The organism is Bacteroides cellulosilyticus (assembly GCF_020091405.1).
GTDB lineage: Bacteria > Bacteroidota > Bacteroidia > Bacteroidales > Bacteroidaceae > Bacteroides.
Genome location: NZ_CP081903.1, coordinates 2,938,149 through 2,955,269, shown reverse-complemented (window position 1 = coordinate 2,955,269; position 17,121 = coordinate 2,938,149). Strand labels below are relative to the sequence as shown.

Annotated in this window: 13 protein-coding genes; 7 read left to right on the top strand and 6 right to left on the bottom strand. The window is 44.2% G+C overall.

What is annotated here, in order from left to right; translation table 11 throughout:
• Positions 1-60: 60 nt before the first annotated feature.
• Positions 61-2,679: an alanine--tRNA ligase gene (gene alaS / locus K6V21_RS10560; protein ID WP_224321740.1), complete on the top strand. Its 2,619-nt coding sequence runs from the start codon at positions 61-63 to the stop codon at positions 2,677-2,679.
• A 759-nt stretch (positions 2,680-3,438) separates the two neighbouring features.
• A complete protein-coding gene (locus K6V21_RS10555) occupies positions 3,439-4,788 on the top strand; it encodes an ATP-binding protein (RefSeq protein WP_224321739.1) in 1,350 nt (449 codons plus the stop codon).
• Between the two features lie 44 nt (positions 4,789-4,832).
• Here K6V21_RS10555 and K6V21_RS10550 read toward each other — a convergent pair whose 3' ends face one another.
• Together K6V21_RS10550 and K6V21_RS10545 are read right to left on the bottom strand one after the other, a co-directional pair.
• Positions 4,833-5,660 carry a hypothetical protein gene (locus K6V21_RS10550; RefSeq protein WP_224321738.1) on the bottom strand — a complete coding sequence of 276 codons (828 nt, stop codon included), beginning with the start codon at positions 5,658-5,660 and terminating at the stop codon, positions 4,833-4,835.
• A gap of 94 nt (positions 5,661-5,754) precedes the next feature.
• Positions 5,755-7,173, bottom strand: coding sequence for an ATP-dependent RecD-like DNA helicase (locus K6V21_RS10545; RefSeq protein WP_224321737.1), 1,419 nt, complete (start codon positions 7,171-7,173; stop codon positions 5,755-5,757).
• Between the two features lie 95 nt (positions 7,174-7,268).
• On the opposite strand from K6V21_RS10545, the gene K6V21_RS10540 reads away from it, so the two are divergent.
• Genes K6V21_RS10540 through K6V21_RS10530 form a run of 3 tightly spaced genes read left to right on the top strand, consistent with a single transcriptional unit; the run spans position 7,269 to position 9,279 of the window.
• Positions 7,269-7,955, top strand: coding sequence for a hypothetical protein (locus tag K6V21_RS10540; RefSeq protein WP_217715453.1), 687 nt, complete (start codon positions 7,269-7,271; stop codon positions 7,953-7,955).
• Between the two features lie 20 nt (positions 7,956-7,975).
• Positions 7,976-8,755, top strand: a complete 780-nt coding sequence (locus K6V21_RS10535) for a DUF3822 family protein (protein WP_217715454.1) — start codon at positions 7,976-7,978, stop codon at positions 8,753-8,755.
• Positions 8,746-9,279: an RsmD family RNA methyltransferase gene (locus K6V21_RS10530; protein WP_217715455.1), complete on the top strand. Its 534-nt coding sequence runs from the start codon at positions 8,746-8,748 to the stop codon at positions 9,277-9,279. The genes K6V21_RS10535 and K6V21_RS10530 overlap by 10 nt, the downstream gene beginning before the upstream one ends.
• Positions 9,280-9,361: 82 nt before the next feature.
• Here K6V21_RS10530 and cls read toward each other — a convergent pair whose 3' ends face one another.
• Positions 9,362-10,801: a cardiolipin synthase gene (cls, locus tag K6V21_RS10525; RefSeq protein WP_022210507.1), complete on the bottom strand. Its 1,440-nt coding sequence runs from the start codon at positions 10,799-10,801 to the stop codon at positions 9,362-9,364.
• 111 nt (positions 10,802-10,912) lie between these two features.
• Between cls and K6V21_RS10520 the strand changes: the two genes are divergently transcribed.
• Positions 10,913-11,683 (top strand): porin family protein, encoded by a 771-nt coding sequence (locus tag K6V21_RS10520; protein WP_224321736.1) that lies wholly within the window; start codon positions 10,913-10,915, stop codon positions 11,681-11,683.
• Between the two features lie 77 nt (positions 11,684-11,760).
• On the opposite strand, the gene K6V21_RS10515 is transcribed toward K6V21_RS10520, so the two are convergent.
• Positions 11,761-14,673, bottom strand: a complete 2,913-nt coding sequence (locus tag K6V21_RS10515) for a TonB-dependent receptor (RefSeq protein WP_224321735.1) — start codon at positions 14,671-14,673, stop codon at positions 11,761-11,763.
• 99 nt (positions 14,674-14,772) lie between these two features.
• Entirely contained in the window at positions 14,773-15,186 is a 414-nt protein-coding gene (locus K6V21_RS10510; protein ID WP_044262504.1) for a hypothetical protein, read from the bottom strand.
• 221 nt (positions 15,187-15,407) lie between these two features.
• Here K6V21_RS10510 and aroB point away from each other — a divergent pair, with 221 nt between their 5' ends.
• Positions 15,408-16,469: a 3-dehydroquinate synthase gene (gene aroB / locus K6V21_RS10505; protein WP_224321734.1), complete on the top strand. Its 1,062-nt coding sequence runs from the start codon at positions 15,408-15,410 to the stop codon at positions 16,467-16,469.
• Positions 16,470-16,553: 84 nt separating this feature from the next.
• Here the strand turns inward: aroB and K6V21_RS10500 are convergent, their stop codons facing one another.
• On the bottom strand, positions 16,554-17,057 hold the full coding sequence (locus tag K6V21_RS10500; RefSeq protein ID WP_044262508.1) for an HU family DNA-binding protein: 504 nt from the start codon (positions 17,055-17,057) through the stop codon (positions 16,554-16,556).
• Positions 17,058-17,121 lie beyond the last annotated feature (64 nt).

Genomic DNA, 17,121 nt, shown 5'->3' with positions numbered 1-17,121 from the left:
AAGTAGTTAGTAGATAATAGCGAACAGAAGATAGTAACAGATTAAGATAAATAGAAGAGTATGTTGACTGCAAATGAAATCCGGAACTCATTCAAGAGTTTCTTCGAGAGCAAAGGCCATCAGATAGTGCCCTCGGCTCCAATGGTAATTAAAGATGACCCGACACTGATGTTTACTAATGCGGGGATGAACCAGTTTAAAGATATTATTTTGGGGAACCACCCGGCAAAATATAAAAGAGTCGCGGACTCGCAGAAATGCCTACGCGTTAGCGGAAAACATAATGACCTGGAAGAAGTAGGACACGATACGTACCACCATACCATGTTCGAGATGCTGGGTAACTGGTCGTTCGGTGACTACTTTAAGAAAGAGGCTATCAACTGGGCATGGGAATATCTGGTGGATGTACTGAAGATAGACCCTAAGAATCTGTATGCCACCGTATTCGAAGGTAGCCCCGAAGAAGGCTTGGAACGGGACAATGAAGCTGCTGCCTTTTGGGAACAGCACCTTCCGAAAGACCATATCCTCAACGGTAACAAGCATGATAACTTCTGGGAAATGGGCGATACAGGCCCGTGTGGTCCGTGTTCCGAGATACATATAGACTCACGTTCGGAAGAAGAGAAAGCCAAAGTTCCGGGCAGCCAATTGGTGAACAAGGATCACCCGCAGGTTATTGAAATCTGGAACCTTGTGTTCATGCAATTCAACCGTAAAGCTGATGGGAGTCTGGAAGGACTTCCCGCCAAAGTTATCGACACGGGTATGGGCTTTGAGCGCTTGGTACGCACGTTACAAGGCAAGACTTCAAACTATGATACGGACGTGTTCCAGCCGATATTGAAAGCCATCGCTGATATGGCAGGCACTACCTATGGCAAAGACAACCAACAAGACATCGCCATGCGTGTGATTGCCGACCACATTCGCACAATCGCTTTCTCCATTACAGACGGACAATTGCCTTCGAATGCAAAGGCAGGTTATGTAATCCGCCGTATTCTGCGCCGCGCAGTTCGTTACGGTTATACATTCCTGGGGCAGAGACAGGCATTCATGTATAAATTACTGCCGGTTCTGATTGAGAATATGGGTGAGGCTTATCCTGAACTGGAAGCACAGAAAGAACTGATCAGCAAGGTTATTAAAGAAGAAGAAGACTCTTTCCTCCGCACACTGGAAACCGGTATCCGCTTGCTGGATAAGACGATGGCTGACGCCAAAGCCGCCGGAAAGACAGAAATCAGCGGTAAGGATGCCTTTACCTTATATGACACTTTCGGTTTCCCGCTCGACCTGACGGAACTGATTCTCCGTGAAAACGGTATGACTGCCGACATCAAGGAGTTCGATGCCGAGATGCAACAGCAGAAACAACGTGCCCGCAATGCCGCTGCCATAGAAACCGGCGACTGGATCACACTGAAAGAAGGAACTACTGAATTTGTAGGTTACGACTATACGGAATATGAAACAAGCATCCTCCGCTACCGTCAAGTGAAACAGAAAAATCAGACATTGTATCAGATCGTACTGGACTATACCCCGTTCTATGCCGAAAGCGGTGGTCAGGTGGGTGATACAGGTGTATTGGTCAGCGAATTCGAAACGATTGAAGTAATTGATACAAAGAAGGAAAACAACCTTCCGATACATATCACCAAGAAATTGCCCGCACATCCGGAAGCTCCGATGATGGCTTGCGTAGATACCGACAAACGTGCTGCCTGTGCAGCCAATCACTCGGCTACCCACTTGCTGGACTCTGCACTCCGCGAAGTACTGGGCGAGCATGTAGAGCAAAAGGGTTCTTTAGTAAGCCCCGACTCACTGCGTTTCGACTTCTCTCACTTCCAGAAAGTGACAGACGAAGAAATCCGCCAGGTAGAGCATCTGGTGAATGCTAAAATCCGTGCCAACATACCTTTGAAGGAATACCGCAATATTCCTATTGAAGATGCCAAGGAACTGGGTGCTATCGCCTTGTTCGGTGAAAAGTACGGCGACCATGTGCGTGTTATTCAGTTCGGTTCATCCGTTGAGTTCTGTGGAGGTACACACGTTGCCGCTACCGGAAACATCGGTATGATAAAGATTGTATCGGAAAGTTCCGTTGCCGCCGGCGTACGCCGTATCGAAGCTTACACCGGTGCACGCGTAGAGGAATTGATGGACACCATCGAAGATACCCTGAAAGATCTGAAAGCACTCTTCAACAATGCACCCGACTTGGCCGGAACCATTCGCAAGTACATTGAAGAGAATGCCGGATTGAAGAAACAGATGGAAGACTTCATGAGGGAGAAAGAGGCACAGATAAAGGAAAGATTGCTGAAAAACATGCAGGAAATCCACGGCATAAAAGTAATTAAGATTTGTGCTCCGATACCTGCAGAAAGCATTAAGAATATTGCGTTCCAACTGCGTGGCGAGATTACAGAAAACCTGTGTTTCGTTGCCGGAACGATCAATGAAGGAAAACCGATGCTGACAGTAATGTTGAGTGATAACCTCGTAGCCGGCGGATTGAAAGCCGGAAACCTGGTGAAGGAAGCTGCCAAACTGATTCAAGGCGGCGGCGGCGGCCAACCTCACTTTGCAACAGCAGGTGGAAAGAACATTGACGGGCTGAATGCAGCAATAGAAAAGGTACTGGAACTTGCCGGAATCTGATTCGCTTTCCAGCTTATACATAATTAATATAGAAGCTCCGCTTTTGACAGATTATAATGCGCACGCCCTGTAATCTGTCGAAAGCGGAGCTTTTTATTTATTGAAGCGACTACATCTTTAGTATCGTTAAAAAAACGACTTGTCACTTAAACGAATTAATTCCGCCAACGGGTTATTGAATTATTTTTCTCCTATTGGGAAAAAACTTTTCTCCTACCGGAGAAAATAAAACGCCCGGGTAGTTCCGCCCCCCCACCGGCTCTATGACGACTTTTTCGATGTGAACCATCTCTCCGACGTCGGTGCAGAGAAATTCACTCGCATTCTAAAGGAAGAATGCTTGCAATAGTAATCGTTTAATCCCCTTTGCAGACATTATGTAAAGAAACTAAAAAGCATCCTATTTCCCGCCTACAAGGTATTAAGAGTTTGTCTACAAGAAGTTAACTCCTTGTCGACAAACTCTTAATACCTTGTAAACAAGAAATCAGTATCTTGCAATCATTTGATTATCAGCAATAAGTCATCCCTATATAAAAGAATGGTTTGTATATAAATATCACTTTCCCCGTAAATAGTTCTAATAGTTCAGCCCGTAGAATTAAATTAGCCTGAAGTATCATTGCCGCCAAATGTCAACTAAAAAAATAGTCGGCAATTCCTTTGCCAATCTCTCCACAATCCCTATCTTTGCCATTAGCGCAACCACGGTTACAGTAACCGCCGTTGCGCTAATCAGGCAAATTAAGGAGGAAGATTATGAAATTCTACGATAGAGTGCAGGAACTGGAAATCCTGCGGGAAATTGAAGCAATGTCCGCCGAATCGGCACAAATGACAATGATGGTGGGACGCAGACGTGTAGGAAAAACAACGTTATTGCGGAATGCTTTCATCGCAACGCCGGTGCTTTATTTCTTTATCGGGCGGAAAAACGAAATATTGCTCTGTGAGGAATTCACGGAAGAGATAGAAGCAAAGCTGGGAGAGACTTTCGGTCGTTTCAGTAGTTTCGCTCAACTGTTTAAAGTACTGATGCAACTTTCCAAGCGTAAGAATTTTACACTTATCATTGATGAATTTCAAGAATTCAGGAACATCAGTCGCTCACTGTTCAGTGATATGCAGAATATCTGGGATGCCAATAAAGAAGAAAGCCGGATAAATTTAGTGATTTGCGGCTCTATCTATTCAATGATGAAGCAAATATTCGAGAATTCGAAAGAACCTCTCTATGGCAGAGCAACTGCCCGGATGCATATTCATCCGTTCGAAATCAGTACACTGAAAGCAATCCTTACCGATAATTATCCCGATTATAAGCCTGAAGACCTGCTGGCTTTCTATCTGCTTACCGGTGGTGTGGCCAAATATATCGAGCAACTGGTCATCCGCAAGGCATTCACCAAAGAGAAAATATTAAAAGCGGTACTGTCTCCCGGTTCTTACTTTCTGGAGGAAGGTAAAGATGTACTGATAGAAGAGTTCGGCAGAGACTATAACAACTATTTCTCGATCCTTGCACTGATTGCTTCTTCTAAGACAGCGCGCGGAGATATTGAAAGTACACTGAACATGCCCATCGGTGGCTATCTGGATAAGTTAGAGAACGAATACAACATCATCCGTCGCGTACGCCCATTCATGGCTAAGGAAGGAAGCCGGAACAACAAATACCGGATTGTGGATAACTTCCTGCAATTCTGGTTCCGCTTCATCTATAAGTATCGCAGTGCGGTAGAAATTGGAAACTTGGACTATGTACGTCAAATAGTAGAGCGTGATTATGAAACGTATAGCGGCTATGTACTCGAAAAGTATTTCCGGCAATTACTGGCCGAATCAAAGTCCTATTCAGACGTGCAAAGCTACTGGGACCGGAAAGGAGAAAACGAAATAGACATCATTGCCGTGAACGATTTTGAGAAGAGACTACTGATAGGAGAAGTAAAGCGGAATAGAGAACGAATCAACCTACACATTTTAGAGAATAAAGCGGCAGAGATAGTCAAGAAATATACAGATTATCAAATAGAATACCAGGGCTTTTCTCTGGAAGATTTAGAAACGGGAAAGCCGAAGCCCTCCCGTTCCATTAAACATACATAAATTCTCTCTTGACAAAAAAGGTTAGATTAGTATATCTTTTTCAATTATTCTCCACTCTGATTACGTGGCTTTAGACGTTCCACATGATAAACTTTACATCCTGTCGGGACTTCCACCGGACAGATTTCGGTAACATCTTCCCAAAAGTCCATATAGTCCATTACAGACGTCCTGGTAAGACTGGGGCCACTGAAAGTATAAAGATGCTCTTCATCATTATACTTAAATAGCAGGCCTAAACGTTCCGCTTCACCTTCAACAACCGGAACCATTTCATATTGTCCTACTAAAGGGGCAATAGCAGAATCATCCGGACGAACACGCAGGGTTCCTTTTTCCCACAAATCAGATTCATTATCCGGTATCATCTCATAACGTCCTCCCACCTTTACGGTAAAGAAATCAGTGAATGCATCCGCTATAGTCTTCTTTTGCTCTTCTGTAGCTTCTCCAATAACCACAATACCATCCTTCTCCTTAGACCAAACTAATTTCACACATTCGTCTACCTTCACTCGCAGCATTGCCGAAGAACCACTACCGTCTTTTACCGTTATCGCAGTCTCACCTATTCCTTTAGGAGTAACCAATATGCGCTGATAGCCATTTTCATTTTTCACAAAAGCAGCGGTCACCACGGCATCGTTACCATTTATTATGGCATAGTTGCCATCACCTCCATCCACACCGACAATAATGCCTTCCGGTTTACTCAGATAGAGATTTACGGAACCGATCAGGTTATCACAAGTCCCAATCTGGTAAATAGGCGCATCTCCCGTAAAAAATACCATATCACGATAATCATCCTCGCATGCAGTACCCACAAACAAGAGTGAAATCAACATTAGAATAGAATAGATGTGTTTCATTGTTTTAGTCTTTTTATATCGGATTCGTATAATGAAAATGCAGTAAATAGTTAATTACTGTATGCGAACAGATATTTTTTTTAATCCCAGCTATTTATACGATTTGTTCTTTCGGGTAATTCACCAGATACAAAGTACCTGTAGCACGGGTAAAAGCCGTATATAACCAGCGGAAATAATCCGGTGTCAGATATTCATCCGTCATATACCCCTGGTCAAGAAATACATTCTTCCATTGCCCACCCTGCGCTTTATGGCAAGTAACGGCATAAGCATACTTCACTTGCAAAGCATTATAATGCGGATCAGCCTTCATCTTTTTCATCCGTTCGCGCTTTACAGGAATGTCAGCATAATCTTCGAGCACAGCATAAAACAGCCTGTCATTATCCGCTTTAGGCAAAGCCGGCGCATCACTATGCAAAGTATCTAACAATAGATTAACTTCCAGTTCAAAATCCCCGTAATCAGGAAAAGTGAGCAGAACTTCCGCAAAACGGAAACCATACAACTCACGTGTACGACGCATCCGGTGAAGAACAGCTATCTCACCATTGGCAATGAAATCCATTTCTTTACTTTTCTCAGTCCAGTAGTAATTATTCTTTGCTACCATCAGCAAGTCGCCCGTGTTCAATTCATCTTCCCGCCAAAGGATTTGCGCGCGTATACCATTATTATAGATATTCGCACGCTTATTGGAACGGCATACGACAATGGTCTCATCCATCCCGTCACGGTCGTAACAAGTACTCAGCGTATCTATCAGTTCATCGCCCGGAACTACCTTTATATCAGCGAACCCCGATACCTTTATCTTTGGCAGACTCTCGCAGGCATCTTCAGCTATAAGTTGGCGCAACTGGGTAGCATTCCATAATATACCGGAGTCCTGCACCTGACGTACTACCTGCGTCAAATCTACCTCTATCACCTCCAGCCCATAACCTTTCAATGCCTCGGCAAACAAGGCAGGACTCTGTTCTTCACCCACCGGAGGAAGCTGCGCCGTATCCCCCATCAGTATCAATCGACATCCTGTACCGGAATAAACAAACTGTATCAAATCGTCCAGCAAACGCCCTGTACCAAACACAGCACCGGATAACCCCTCGTTCGAAATCATCGAAGCCTCATCCACTATATATAAGGTATGAGTAGTCAAATTATCGTTTACAGAGAAGTTACTCACCTCATTGGAGAAAGACTGCTGACGGTAAATCTTTTTGTGAATAGTAAACGCCGGATGCCCCGCATAAGCCGAAAAGACTTTCGCCGCCCGCCCCGTAGGAGCCAACAGAATTGACTTCTGTTGCAACTTATCCAATGTCCGTACCAGCGCTCCGACCAGCGAAGTTTTTCCTGTACCAGCATATCCGCGCAGCACAAAAACCGCATCATTACGGGGAGATAACAAGAAGGCAGCTAATGATTTTAGTACTATTTCTTGCTCAAAAGTTGGTTCATAAGGAAAATTTTCCTTAATTTGCGTTTCTAAATAGTTATTTATCATTTTTGTAATAGAAAAAAGTTACAGGAACTATCGCCATTAGAATTATTTATTTTATTTTTGCGGTACGAATATAACAACTAAAAAACATATTTATCATGAAAACAGTATTTAATATCGTTTTAGGCTTGTGTGCAGTGGTACTGATCTACATCTGCTATACCAGCGTTATGGGTCCTATTAATTTCGAAAAGGCTAGAAAGCACAGAGAGAAGGCAGTTATTGCCCGCTTAATGGACATCCGTAAAGCACAGCAGGAGTATCGTAATTTGAACCACCAACAGTACACGGCAAGTTTCGACACTTTGATTGACTTCGTTAAAAATCAGAAGTTGCCGTTCATCTTCAAACAAGGTGAATTGAATGACAAGCAGTTGGAAGACGGTATGACAGAAAGAAAAGCTATTGCCATTATCAACAAAGCTAAGAAAACCGGCAAATACGATGAAGTAAAGAAAGCAGGCTTGGAAAACTTCAAGCGTGACACCATGTGGGTTGCAGTATTGGATACAATATTCCCCAAAGGTTTCAATCCTGATTCCATGAGATATGTTCCTTACGGTGGCGGCGCACAATTCGAAATGGCTATCAAGAACGATACAGCTAAATCCGGTGCTCCTTTCTGTCTGCTCGAAGTTAAGACTCCGTATGAAACTTACCTGGGTGGTCTGGACAAGCAAGAAATTGCTAACATGAAAGACGTACAAACTAAGTTGGGTAAATACTGCGGTCTGATGATCGGTAGCTTGGAAACTGCTAACAATAACGCAGGTAACTGGGAATAATTCCCTATCCGCAACACTGTATGATAGAAACGATTGACTTTAGTAAATCGGAACAATATACGTTATCCATCCGCCTCAGTGCGGATGGATTTTCTTTTTCTGTATTCAACCCTCTAGGTGAAGGCGAGCTCTCTTTCTTTGACCGGAAAGTAGAAGAATCACTCTCCCTCACAGCCAATCTAAAACAGACTTTCCGTGAAGTGGAATGGCTTAAACACCCTTATCGCCGGGTAAATATACTCATGGCGGACAAGCGCTTTACCCTCGTGCCGCTGGAGTTCTTTGAAGACGAACAGACGGAAACACTTTTTTATCATAACCACCCGAAGCGGGAAAACGAAATTGTGCAATACAACATTCTGCGGAAGAATAATGCCGTAGTATTGTTCAGTATGGACAAGAGTGCCCGTTCTTTCCTGTGCGAACAATATCCCGATGTAAGATTTTATTCACAGGCAAGTTCGTTCATCGAACATTTCTCCAGCAAAAGTCGCCTGGGCAACAGCCGGAAAATGTACGTGCATCTGCGGAAAGATGCCGCCGACCTGTATTGCTACGACCGCAATCACCTGTTGCTTGCCAACTCTTTTGAATGCAAACAGACAGCGGACCGCATCTATTACCTATTATATATATGGAAGCAACTCGGCTTTGAACAGGAACGTGACGAAATGCACCTCACCGGTGAATTGTCCGACAAAGAAGCTTTGCTCAGTGAACTACGAAAATTCATCCGGCAGGTATTCATCATGAACCCTGCCACTAACCTCGACCTACAAGCAATAACCACATGCGAGTAATCAGCGGAATATATAAAAGAAGAAGATTTGACGTGCCCCGTACTTTCAAGGCACGGCCCACAACGGATTTTGCCAAAGAGAATCTGTTCAATGTACTTGCCAATTATCTGGATTTTGAGGACGGAGTATCCGCACTCGATCTCTTTGCAGGAACCGGCAGCATCAGCATCGAACTGGTATCACGGGGTTGCGACCGCGTAATCAGCGTTGAAAAGGACCGGGACCACCATGCTTTCATCTGTAAGATAATGCAAGAGGTAAAGACCGATAAATGTATCCCTATCCGTGGCGATGTATTCAAATTCATCAAAGGAGGACGTGAACAGTTCGATTTTATCTTTGCCGATCCTCCGTACGAATTGCAGGGATTGGAAACCATTCCTAATCTTATCTTCGAAAACAATCTCTTGAAAGAGGAAGGCTTGCTTGTATTGGAACATGGAAAGAAAGATAACTTCGAAGATCATCCGAACTTTGTAGAGAGACGGGTATATGGCAGTGTGAACTTCTCGATATTTAAATGAAAAATAAAAGAATGAAGAATGAAGAATTAGCTGCGCAATGATGCCGCATGGTAATTCTTCATTCTTCATTTTTCATTCTTCATTATAAAAGCGGTGCCATCAGTCGCACCACACTCTCGGCAGCTTTCCGCCACCAGGGACGCTTCACCCAGTTTTTAAGAAAGACCTGTACACACTCGCGTTGATCCTGAAGAAAGATTTCACGCATTTGCAATGCAGTTTCAGTATCATAAATAAAAGCGTTCACCTCAAAATTATGCTCGAAGCTGCGGAAGTCCACATTGGTAGAGCCAACAGTAGTAAGTTCATCATCCGACACCATCAGTTTGGAATGCAGAAAACCTATCTTATAAAAATAAACTTTCACACCAGCCTGCAATACATCTGCCAGATAGGAACAAGAACCTAAATGCGTAAGGCGATTGTCCGCACGCAAGGGCAGCATCAGGCGAACATCAACTCCTGCCAATGCAGCCGTTTGCATGGCAGCCAGTATCTGTTCCGTAGGCAAGAAGTAAGGGGTCTGTATATAGAAATATTTCTTCGCACCGGAAATAGCCATACTCAATCCTTGCATAATTTCTTTCCAGGGACCGATAGGATCACTCGTCACAATCTGTACTAACGAATTACCCGATGCCTCCATCTTCGGAAAATAACGGGAGGCACTGATCAAAGTACGGTCTACAAAATACCAGTCGAGCAAGAAAGCGGTCTGCAAGCCATGCACGGCTTTGCCTTCCAATAAAAGATGCGTATCGCGCCAAATGCCCCATGAAAACCCGCGCATATAGCGTTCTGCCAGATTCATCCCACCCACAAAACCGATTCGCCCGTCAATCACAACAATCTTACGGTGGTTGCGATAGTTCACTTTGCTGGTGAACAGGGGGAAACGTACTTTCAGAAAGCTGCGTACCTCGATACCTGCCGAACGCATTTCATCATAGAAACGGTTGGGCACATGCCAGCATCCTACATCATCATAGATGACACGCACTTCAACGCCCGCCCGTACTTTCTCTATCAGTACATCCCGCACCATTCGCCCGATGGCATCATCCTCAAAAATATAAAATTCAATATGGATATGTTGCCGGGCTTTAGCCAGTTCCCGCAACAGAGATTGCAGCATGGAAGCACCGCTGGTATAAGTCTCTACACGGTTGCCGTCAAAAGGAAACGCCTGGGTTGTATTGCGAAATAAAGAAATGAGCCGGCTATAAGCTATAGGCAAGGTAGTGGCATCCTGCGCCAGGTATTCCACCATCGGTTTATTCAACAGACGGTTATAAATCTTCTGCTCTATTATTCGCTCGCGCCTCCGGCTACGCCCGAAAAAGAAGTAAAAGACCAGTCCCACAACAGGCAGAAACATCAATACCAATATCCATGCCAGTGTCTTCACCGGATTACGATTGTCGAGAATGATGACAACAATTGTTCCGATGATAGCGCCAAAGTAAATAATATCAAAGGCGACGGTAGCTACTTGGTTTAGTATATAGTTCCAGTCAATCACAAAAGCAAATATAGAGAAAATAAAAGAATTCCTGTTTTTTTATAAGAAAAAAGAGATTGTCTTTAAAGTATTTACATATATTTGCGTAATTACACACTAATACTATGAAATATGAAAAAACATCTTTTAATCGCCCTCGTGCTGGGCTTGTCAACTACTATCTGTCATTCGCAAGTAAAAATCAGTGTACAAGGTGGAACCGGATTGACCGGCATCACCAAGAATGAAAATTACAATGCTAACTTTGGTTACCGTTTCGGAGTCGGCGTAGAATTCCCTATTGACAAAACTTGGTCCATGCAAACCGGACTACAATTCCTTAACAGAAGCTATTCTGTTGACGAAGGAATAACAGCCCTTGGCACTAATGAGGAAGGCAAACAAATCTACATGGCATTGGGGATTGATTCTAAAATAAACGGAATCTATTTACAAGTTCCCATCAAAGTAGCCGCATATCTGCCTTTGAATAATAACTGTGGGTTGCAATTCAGTGGCGGTCCATACATTGCCTATGGAATTGGCGGAAAAAGCAAAGTGAACTGGGTGCTTGCCACTAAGGAAAGACTTGATGATGATGACTTTATCACGCCCAGTGAAGGCAATGGCGCCACATTGGTAAATGGTGAAGCAACGCATAAGACCTTTGAAAAAAACGATGGGCTGAAACGTCTGGACATCGGTTTAAGCCTCGGAGTAGATTTCAAATACAAAAGTTTTTTTGCCGGCATCGGTGCCGAATATGGCTTTCTTCCCATTGATAAAGAATTCCCTAAAGATCTTTTCAAATATTCTATTCAAGAAAACCAGACACTTGTCTCCCCTCACAACATAGGAATAGAATTCCATGTAGGCTTTTGCTTTAGTGTAGGGAAACGCTAATAACAGAATCCCCTTCCATCTCTTTCAGCGAAAGCGAATGGAAGGGGAAACTTATAATAATAACTGGTCAGTTTACTTTAAAAACGGCGTCCGCCAAATCCACCGGGACGTCCACCAGGTCCACCAGGACCACCGGGGCCACCAAATCCACCTCTACCCATCTTCTCACGGGCAGCCTTGTTACCAAAGATATTCAGGCGATAGATAAAGTGCACCATACAGTAGCTGTTAACACCATTGTACTCCGAAACCGAACGACCATCTGCCGTCAATGAACGGCTAATGTTACTTTGTTGTTTCAGGATATCGTACATTTCAAAACTTATCGTTGCCGCACCTTTCAGGAAAGTCTGCGAGAGTTGTGCATTCCAGATCAGCTCATTACGGTTCATACTTGAATCCGTATAACCACGACGGCTCTGATTGGCGATATTGGTAGTGAAAGTCATGTTCCACGGAGCCATCAACTGAGTATTGGCACCATAAGAGAAAGTGTAAGGTTCCTGGTTATTGTCCGGACGCAGTTTATTACGCTCGGCAGTGTAAGAAATAGAACCGTTCAAACCGAATTCGAACCAATCATTGCGGTAAGCGCCATTCAGACGTTCACTCAGTGTCAAGCCCGTTGTCGTATTCTTATCATCAACTTTAGTTTCCTGATTGTACAGATACGCCACATTATTCTGATAATTGATATTAGAGAATGAATTGATGGTATACTTCTTATTCTTCAGTGCCGTATTGAATCCGAACATACCGAATGCGCTCCAGTTACCATTGATATTCTTCGGCGTTGTGGTTCGTCCACCGGTCTGTTCATTGTATTCGGTACTGTTACTGATGCTGTTCTGCGTAGCCGAGAAACTGGCATGCGTCATGATACCCCGTTGAAGTTCTGCATTATACGTATTGTAGAACAAACGCATAGAGTGCGTGAAAGAAGGCTTCAAGCCCGGGTTACCAACACGGATATTCAACGGATTGGAGTTGTCCACAATCGGCAACAGGTTTTCCATACTCGGCTGACCGGTACGTCCGCGATAGTTAAAGCGCAACTGGCTTACCTTGGAGAAGCGATAACGGAAATCGACATTCGGAGCAAAATTGAATACGGAACGCGTCGTATCGATCATATAATTTCCTTTCTTATAAGAAAGCTTGGAACTCTGTGGTTGGAAAGATATACCTGCACTCAACTGATACTTTTCACGAATGAAACGCAGCGATACGGATGCATCATGATTATAGTATCTGTATTCGGCATATTTACCTAAGCTATCCACTGCATGGTTCTCGTAACCGGTAGGCAACGGTTCGCCAATTCCCCACTCCGGACTAATCTGATACAAATCATAAGTCGTCTTGTCACTCTCGCTGTATTTATACTGGAACTGATAGCTGAATTGCAGGAAAGTGGCCCGTGCAATCGGTTCGCTATACGTAATTTGTGCACTATAATTATAGTTATTGGTCGGAGTAGTGATATACTGATTACGAATCAAAGTAGAGTCCGGGTTCGTAGGAATCTGATAGTAACGTGTCGTAGATTCCGTGTACTGATTATTGTCATTATCGCCATAGCCGAAGCGTCCGCGGAATGTAATGTTACGTCCTTTATCATTCAGCTTACGGTTAATCTGCAAAGTTGCATCTGTCGAAATGCTCTTGCTGTCGGAAAGCGTACCGCTGTTTGTAGCATTTACACGTATGTCTTTCAACGGGTCTACGCTACTTATTGCATCAAAATCAAGATAATCATTCGGGTTAGCAACCAAACTGAACGGGTCAGCATTAAAGGTTCCCGACAATGAGCTCGAAACATTATCCGTCTTACCATAAGAGAAGTTCGGGCGGAAAATGATATTCGTCATTGAATCCGGCTTCCACTCCATACGGAAATCGGCTCTGAATGTAGAATTCTTGTTCCGGTTGATCGAGTTGGAGTTGGAATATGAATTACCATTCTGCAAGAAACGCTCGGACGAGTTGATATTAGAGATATCAGCGTCATTATAATTATATTGGGCACTACCTCCCAGTTCTATCTTCTTATTCTCTGTGGCAAAACTGATACCCAATTCTTTAGGCGCGTTCAAACCATTGTTACGACGCCAGCGGGGACCACCTCCACCACCTGAAAAGCCCTGGTTGTTCACGTTATTGGTAGAACCAATGACGGTTACCTGTGTCTTATCCACAAAATGATTTACATTTAAACGGGCTGCGTAGCGGTCTTCAGTACCCACGGCCGCATCCACATTACCAAACCATCCACGGTTCATACCTTTCTTCACCGTCAAGTCAAGCACGGTTTCTTCCTCGCCGTCATCAATACCCGTGATACGTGCCAGGTCCGACTGCTTGTCATACGTTTTCAGCTTATCGATCATCTCCACCGGCAAGTTCTTCAAGCCCGTTTTCACGTCTCCACCAAAGAATTCCTTTCCATCTACCATGATCTTTTTCAACTCCTTACCATTGATTTTCACGTTACCGTCATCATCAATTTCGGCACCGGGGAGTTTCTTCACCAGCTCTTCCAGCATGGCCCCTTCCGGTGTGCGGTAAGCACTGGAATTGTACATCAAGGTATCTTCGCTAACGGTGACCTGCGGAGCTTCTGCGGTAATCACCGCTTCTGCCAGCATCACGGCATCTGTCTTCAGAGCCAGCGTACCTACATTCTTATTGAGATTTTGAGCCGACAGTTGCAAAGGAAGCACTGTAGGTTGGAAACCGATATAGGAAACTTTCAATACATATTTCCCGGCCTTCACTTTGGGTAGGGTGAAATATCCCTGTGCTGTAGTGGCGATACCCGCCGCAAATGCACTGTCCGGTAACGAAAGTAACTGTACTGTGGCTTGTACTGCGGGCTCTTTCGTGTCATCCTCGATGACACGCCCCGCTACGGTAATGTTCTTAGTCTGTGAGAAAGCGGAAAGTGCGGTTGTCAACAATAACACTGTTCCGATGATTACTTTTTTCATGCGCCTGTTTTTTATGAAACAAAATGTCTGTTTTTATACTGTTTCATTTGACAAGCTTTCAATGGAAAAGTTTAATGAGGTTTAAATAAAATATTCTAATTATCGACGATCTCGCTTAAACAATCTATCAACTGCCGCTTTTTTTATACCAAATTCCAGGCAAAGAACATTCAGTATCAGAAAGATCAGAAAAGAGGAAGTATCCACACTCATGATGTCTCCTTTCGCCAGGCGATAGAGCATACCGCCAAAGATGAATAATACGGTCAGGAACATGGCATTACGTGTAGCCCTATTACGGACCTGCTCAGTTTCCTTATTCTCGTTCTTGGTGTAGGCAAACAGAATCATCAATGCGCCAAGCATCATCAGCAGCTTAGAACATTCTTTATAAAACAAGAGGTTGGAATCCGTCATTTTCCCCAGCATCAACATCAGGAACGGAAGAAACAGTGCCAAAGCTATCACAAAATATCCTAATAGACGACAATAAACCGGTAGTAATGCTCTCATTTTAAAATTACGAATTATGAATTACTAATTATAAATTATAGATTGTGGGGGGCAGATGGCAGAAACATCATGTCAGCCCATCGATTTTCGATGGGCAAAGATAACGTTTTATTGCCAAAAGAGCTATCTTTGTACCACAATTAACAAAGAAGGTATCCATCTCTTTCATAATTTAGAATCCACAATCAGTAATTTATAATTCGTAATTTGTAATTAATCAGATGAGTAAACAAGAAGTAATCCTTTGCGAGAAACTGGAAAGCAGCCTGGCAAACGCCATCGGGAATTGTCCCCATGACAAGCTCTTCATATTGACCGACGAGCATACCCACCGTCTCTGTCTGCCGCAACTCAATGACATTCCGGCACTGAAAGAAGCTACCGAAATCGTTATCGGTGCCGAAGATGTGCACAAGAATCTGGAAACTCTGGCTTCCGTTTGGCAAGCTCTGAGCGAACAGGGAGCTACACGCCATTCATTACTGATTAACCTGGGTGGCGGCATGGTGACCGATCTGGGTGGCTTCGCCGCTTCTACCTTCAAGCGGGGCATTGCCTATATCAATATCCCCACCACCCTGCTGGCCATGGTGGATGCTTCCGTAGGAGGCAAAACGGGTATCAACTTCAACGGGTTGAAGAACGAAATCGGTGTTTTCGCACCTGCCGCCAGTGTACTTCTTGAAACGGAGTTCCTGCGCAGCCTCGATGCCCACAACTTCTTCTCCGGTTATGCCGAGATGTTGAAGCACGGTCTTATCAGTACCCCGGAGCACCTTGCCGAATTATTGGCTTTCGATACGGACAAGATAGATTACGTTGCACTGAAATCAATGGTGGGCCGTTCCGTACAAGTAAAAGAGGATATCGTGGAACAAGATCCTCTGGAACACGGCATCCGCAAGGCGCTGAACCTGGGACATACCGTAGGTCATGCCTTCGAAAGTCTGGCTCTTGCCGAAGGTCGCCCCGTATTACATGGTTATGCTGTTGCTTGGGGAATTGTCTGCGAGCTATACCTTTCTTATATAAAGGTAGGTTTTCCGAAAGAGAAAATGCGCCAGACCATTCAGTTCATCAAAGAGAACTACGGTGGCTTTGCCTTCAATTGCAAACAGTACGACCAACTTTATGAGCTGATGAAGCATGACAAGAAGAACACTGCCGGCGTCATCAACTTCACTCTATTGAAAGAAGTCGGAGACATCTGCCTCAACCAGAGTGCCGACAAAGATACCATTTACGAAATGTTCGATTTTTATCGGGAATGCATGGGGGTATAACCTCACTGTGCACCTGTACTATTTCCCCTTCCACACTTCTGCAACCCTTTATTCATAGGGGGTAGAGTGTGGAAGGGGTATTCTTTAGGGTTTCTCAGTTATGTCTTCTTCCGGAAATTCTCCTTGCAGTTCCGCCTTCTTCTCCGCTTCCACAACTTTCTTGCTTAGCATACTTGCCGGGAAGTATTTGCTCAGCGGATAGCGGAAAAATCTCATTTCCCGGCTTAATTCCCTGGTCAATCCGCGGTCAGCGGTGAAGTAAACGCGCGAAATGCGCACGGTTCCCGGCATCACGTCTTCGGGGTGTTCAAAGCCCTCGCTGGTTATCGCAATATGGAAAGAGCCCAGTCCTTTGATGGATACCGACTCCCCATTCTTCAAGGCCTCTTCTATGAAGTGAGGCAGGTCGGTCAATATTCCTTTTACATCACCTTCGCTCCTGCCTGTCCGGTGAGCGATTCGTTTTGCCAGTATGTCTTCGGTCACCCCACCTCTGGGTTGCAGTGTACGTTGCACGGCATAATACAGTTGTTTTGCACCTTCCTTAGTCTGGAAGAGCTTCTTTCTTACCAAGTAAATCATTCCCATAGTCTTTACGTGTTTTTAATTACTACCTTTGATATCTTTCCCTTATTCCTTCCATGCAAAAGAT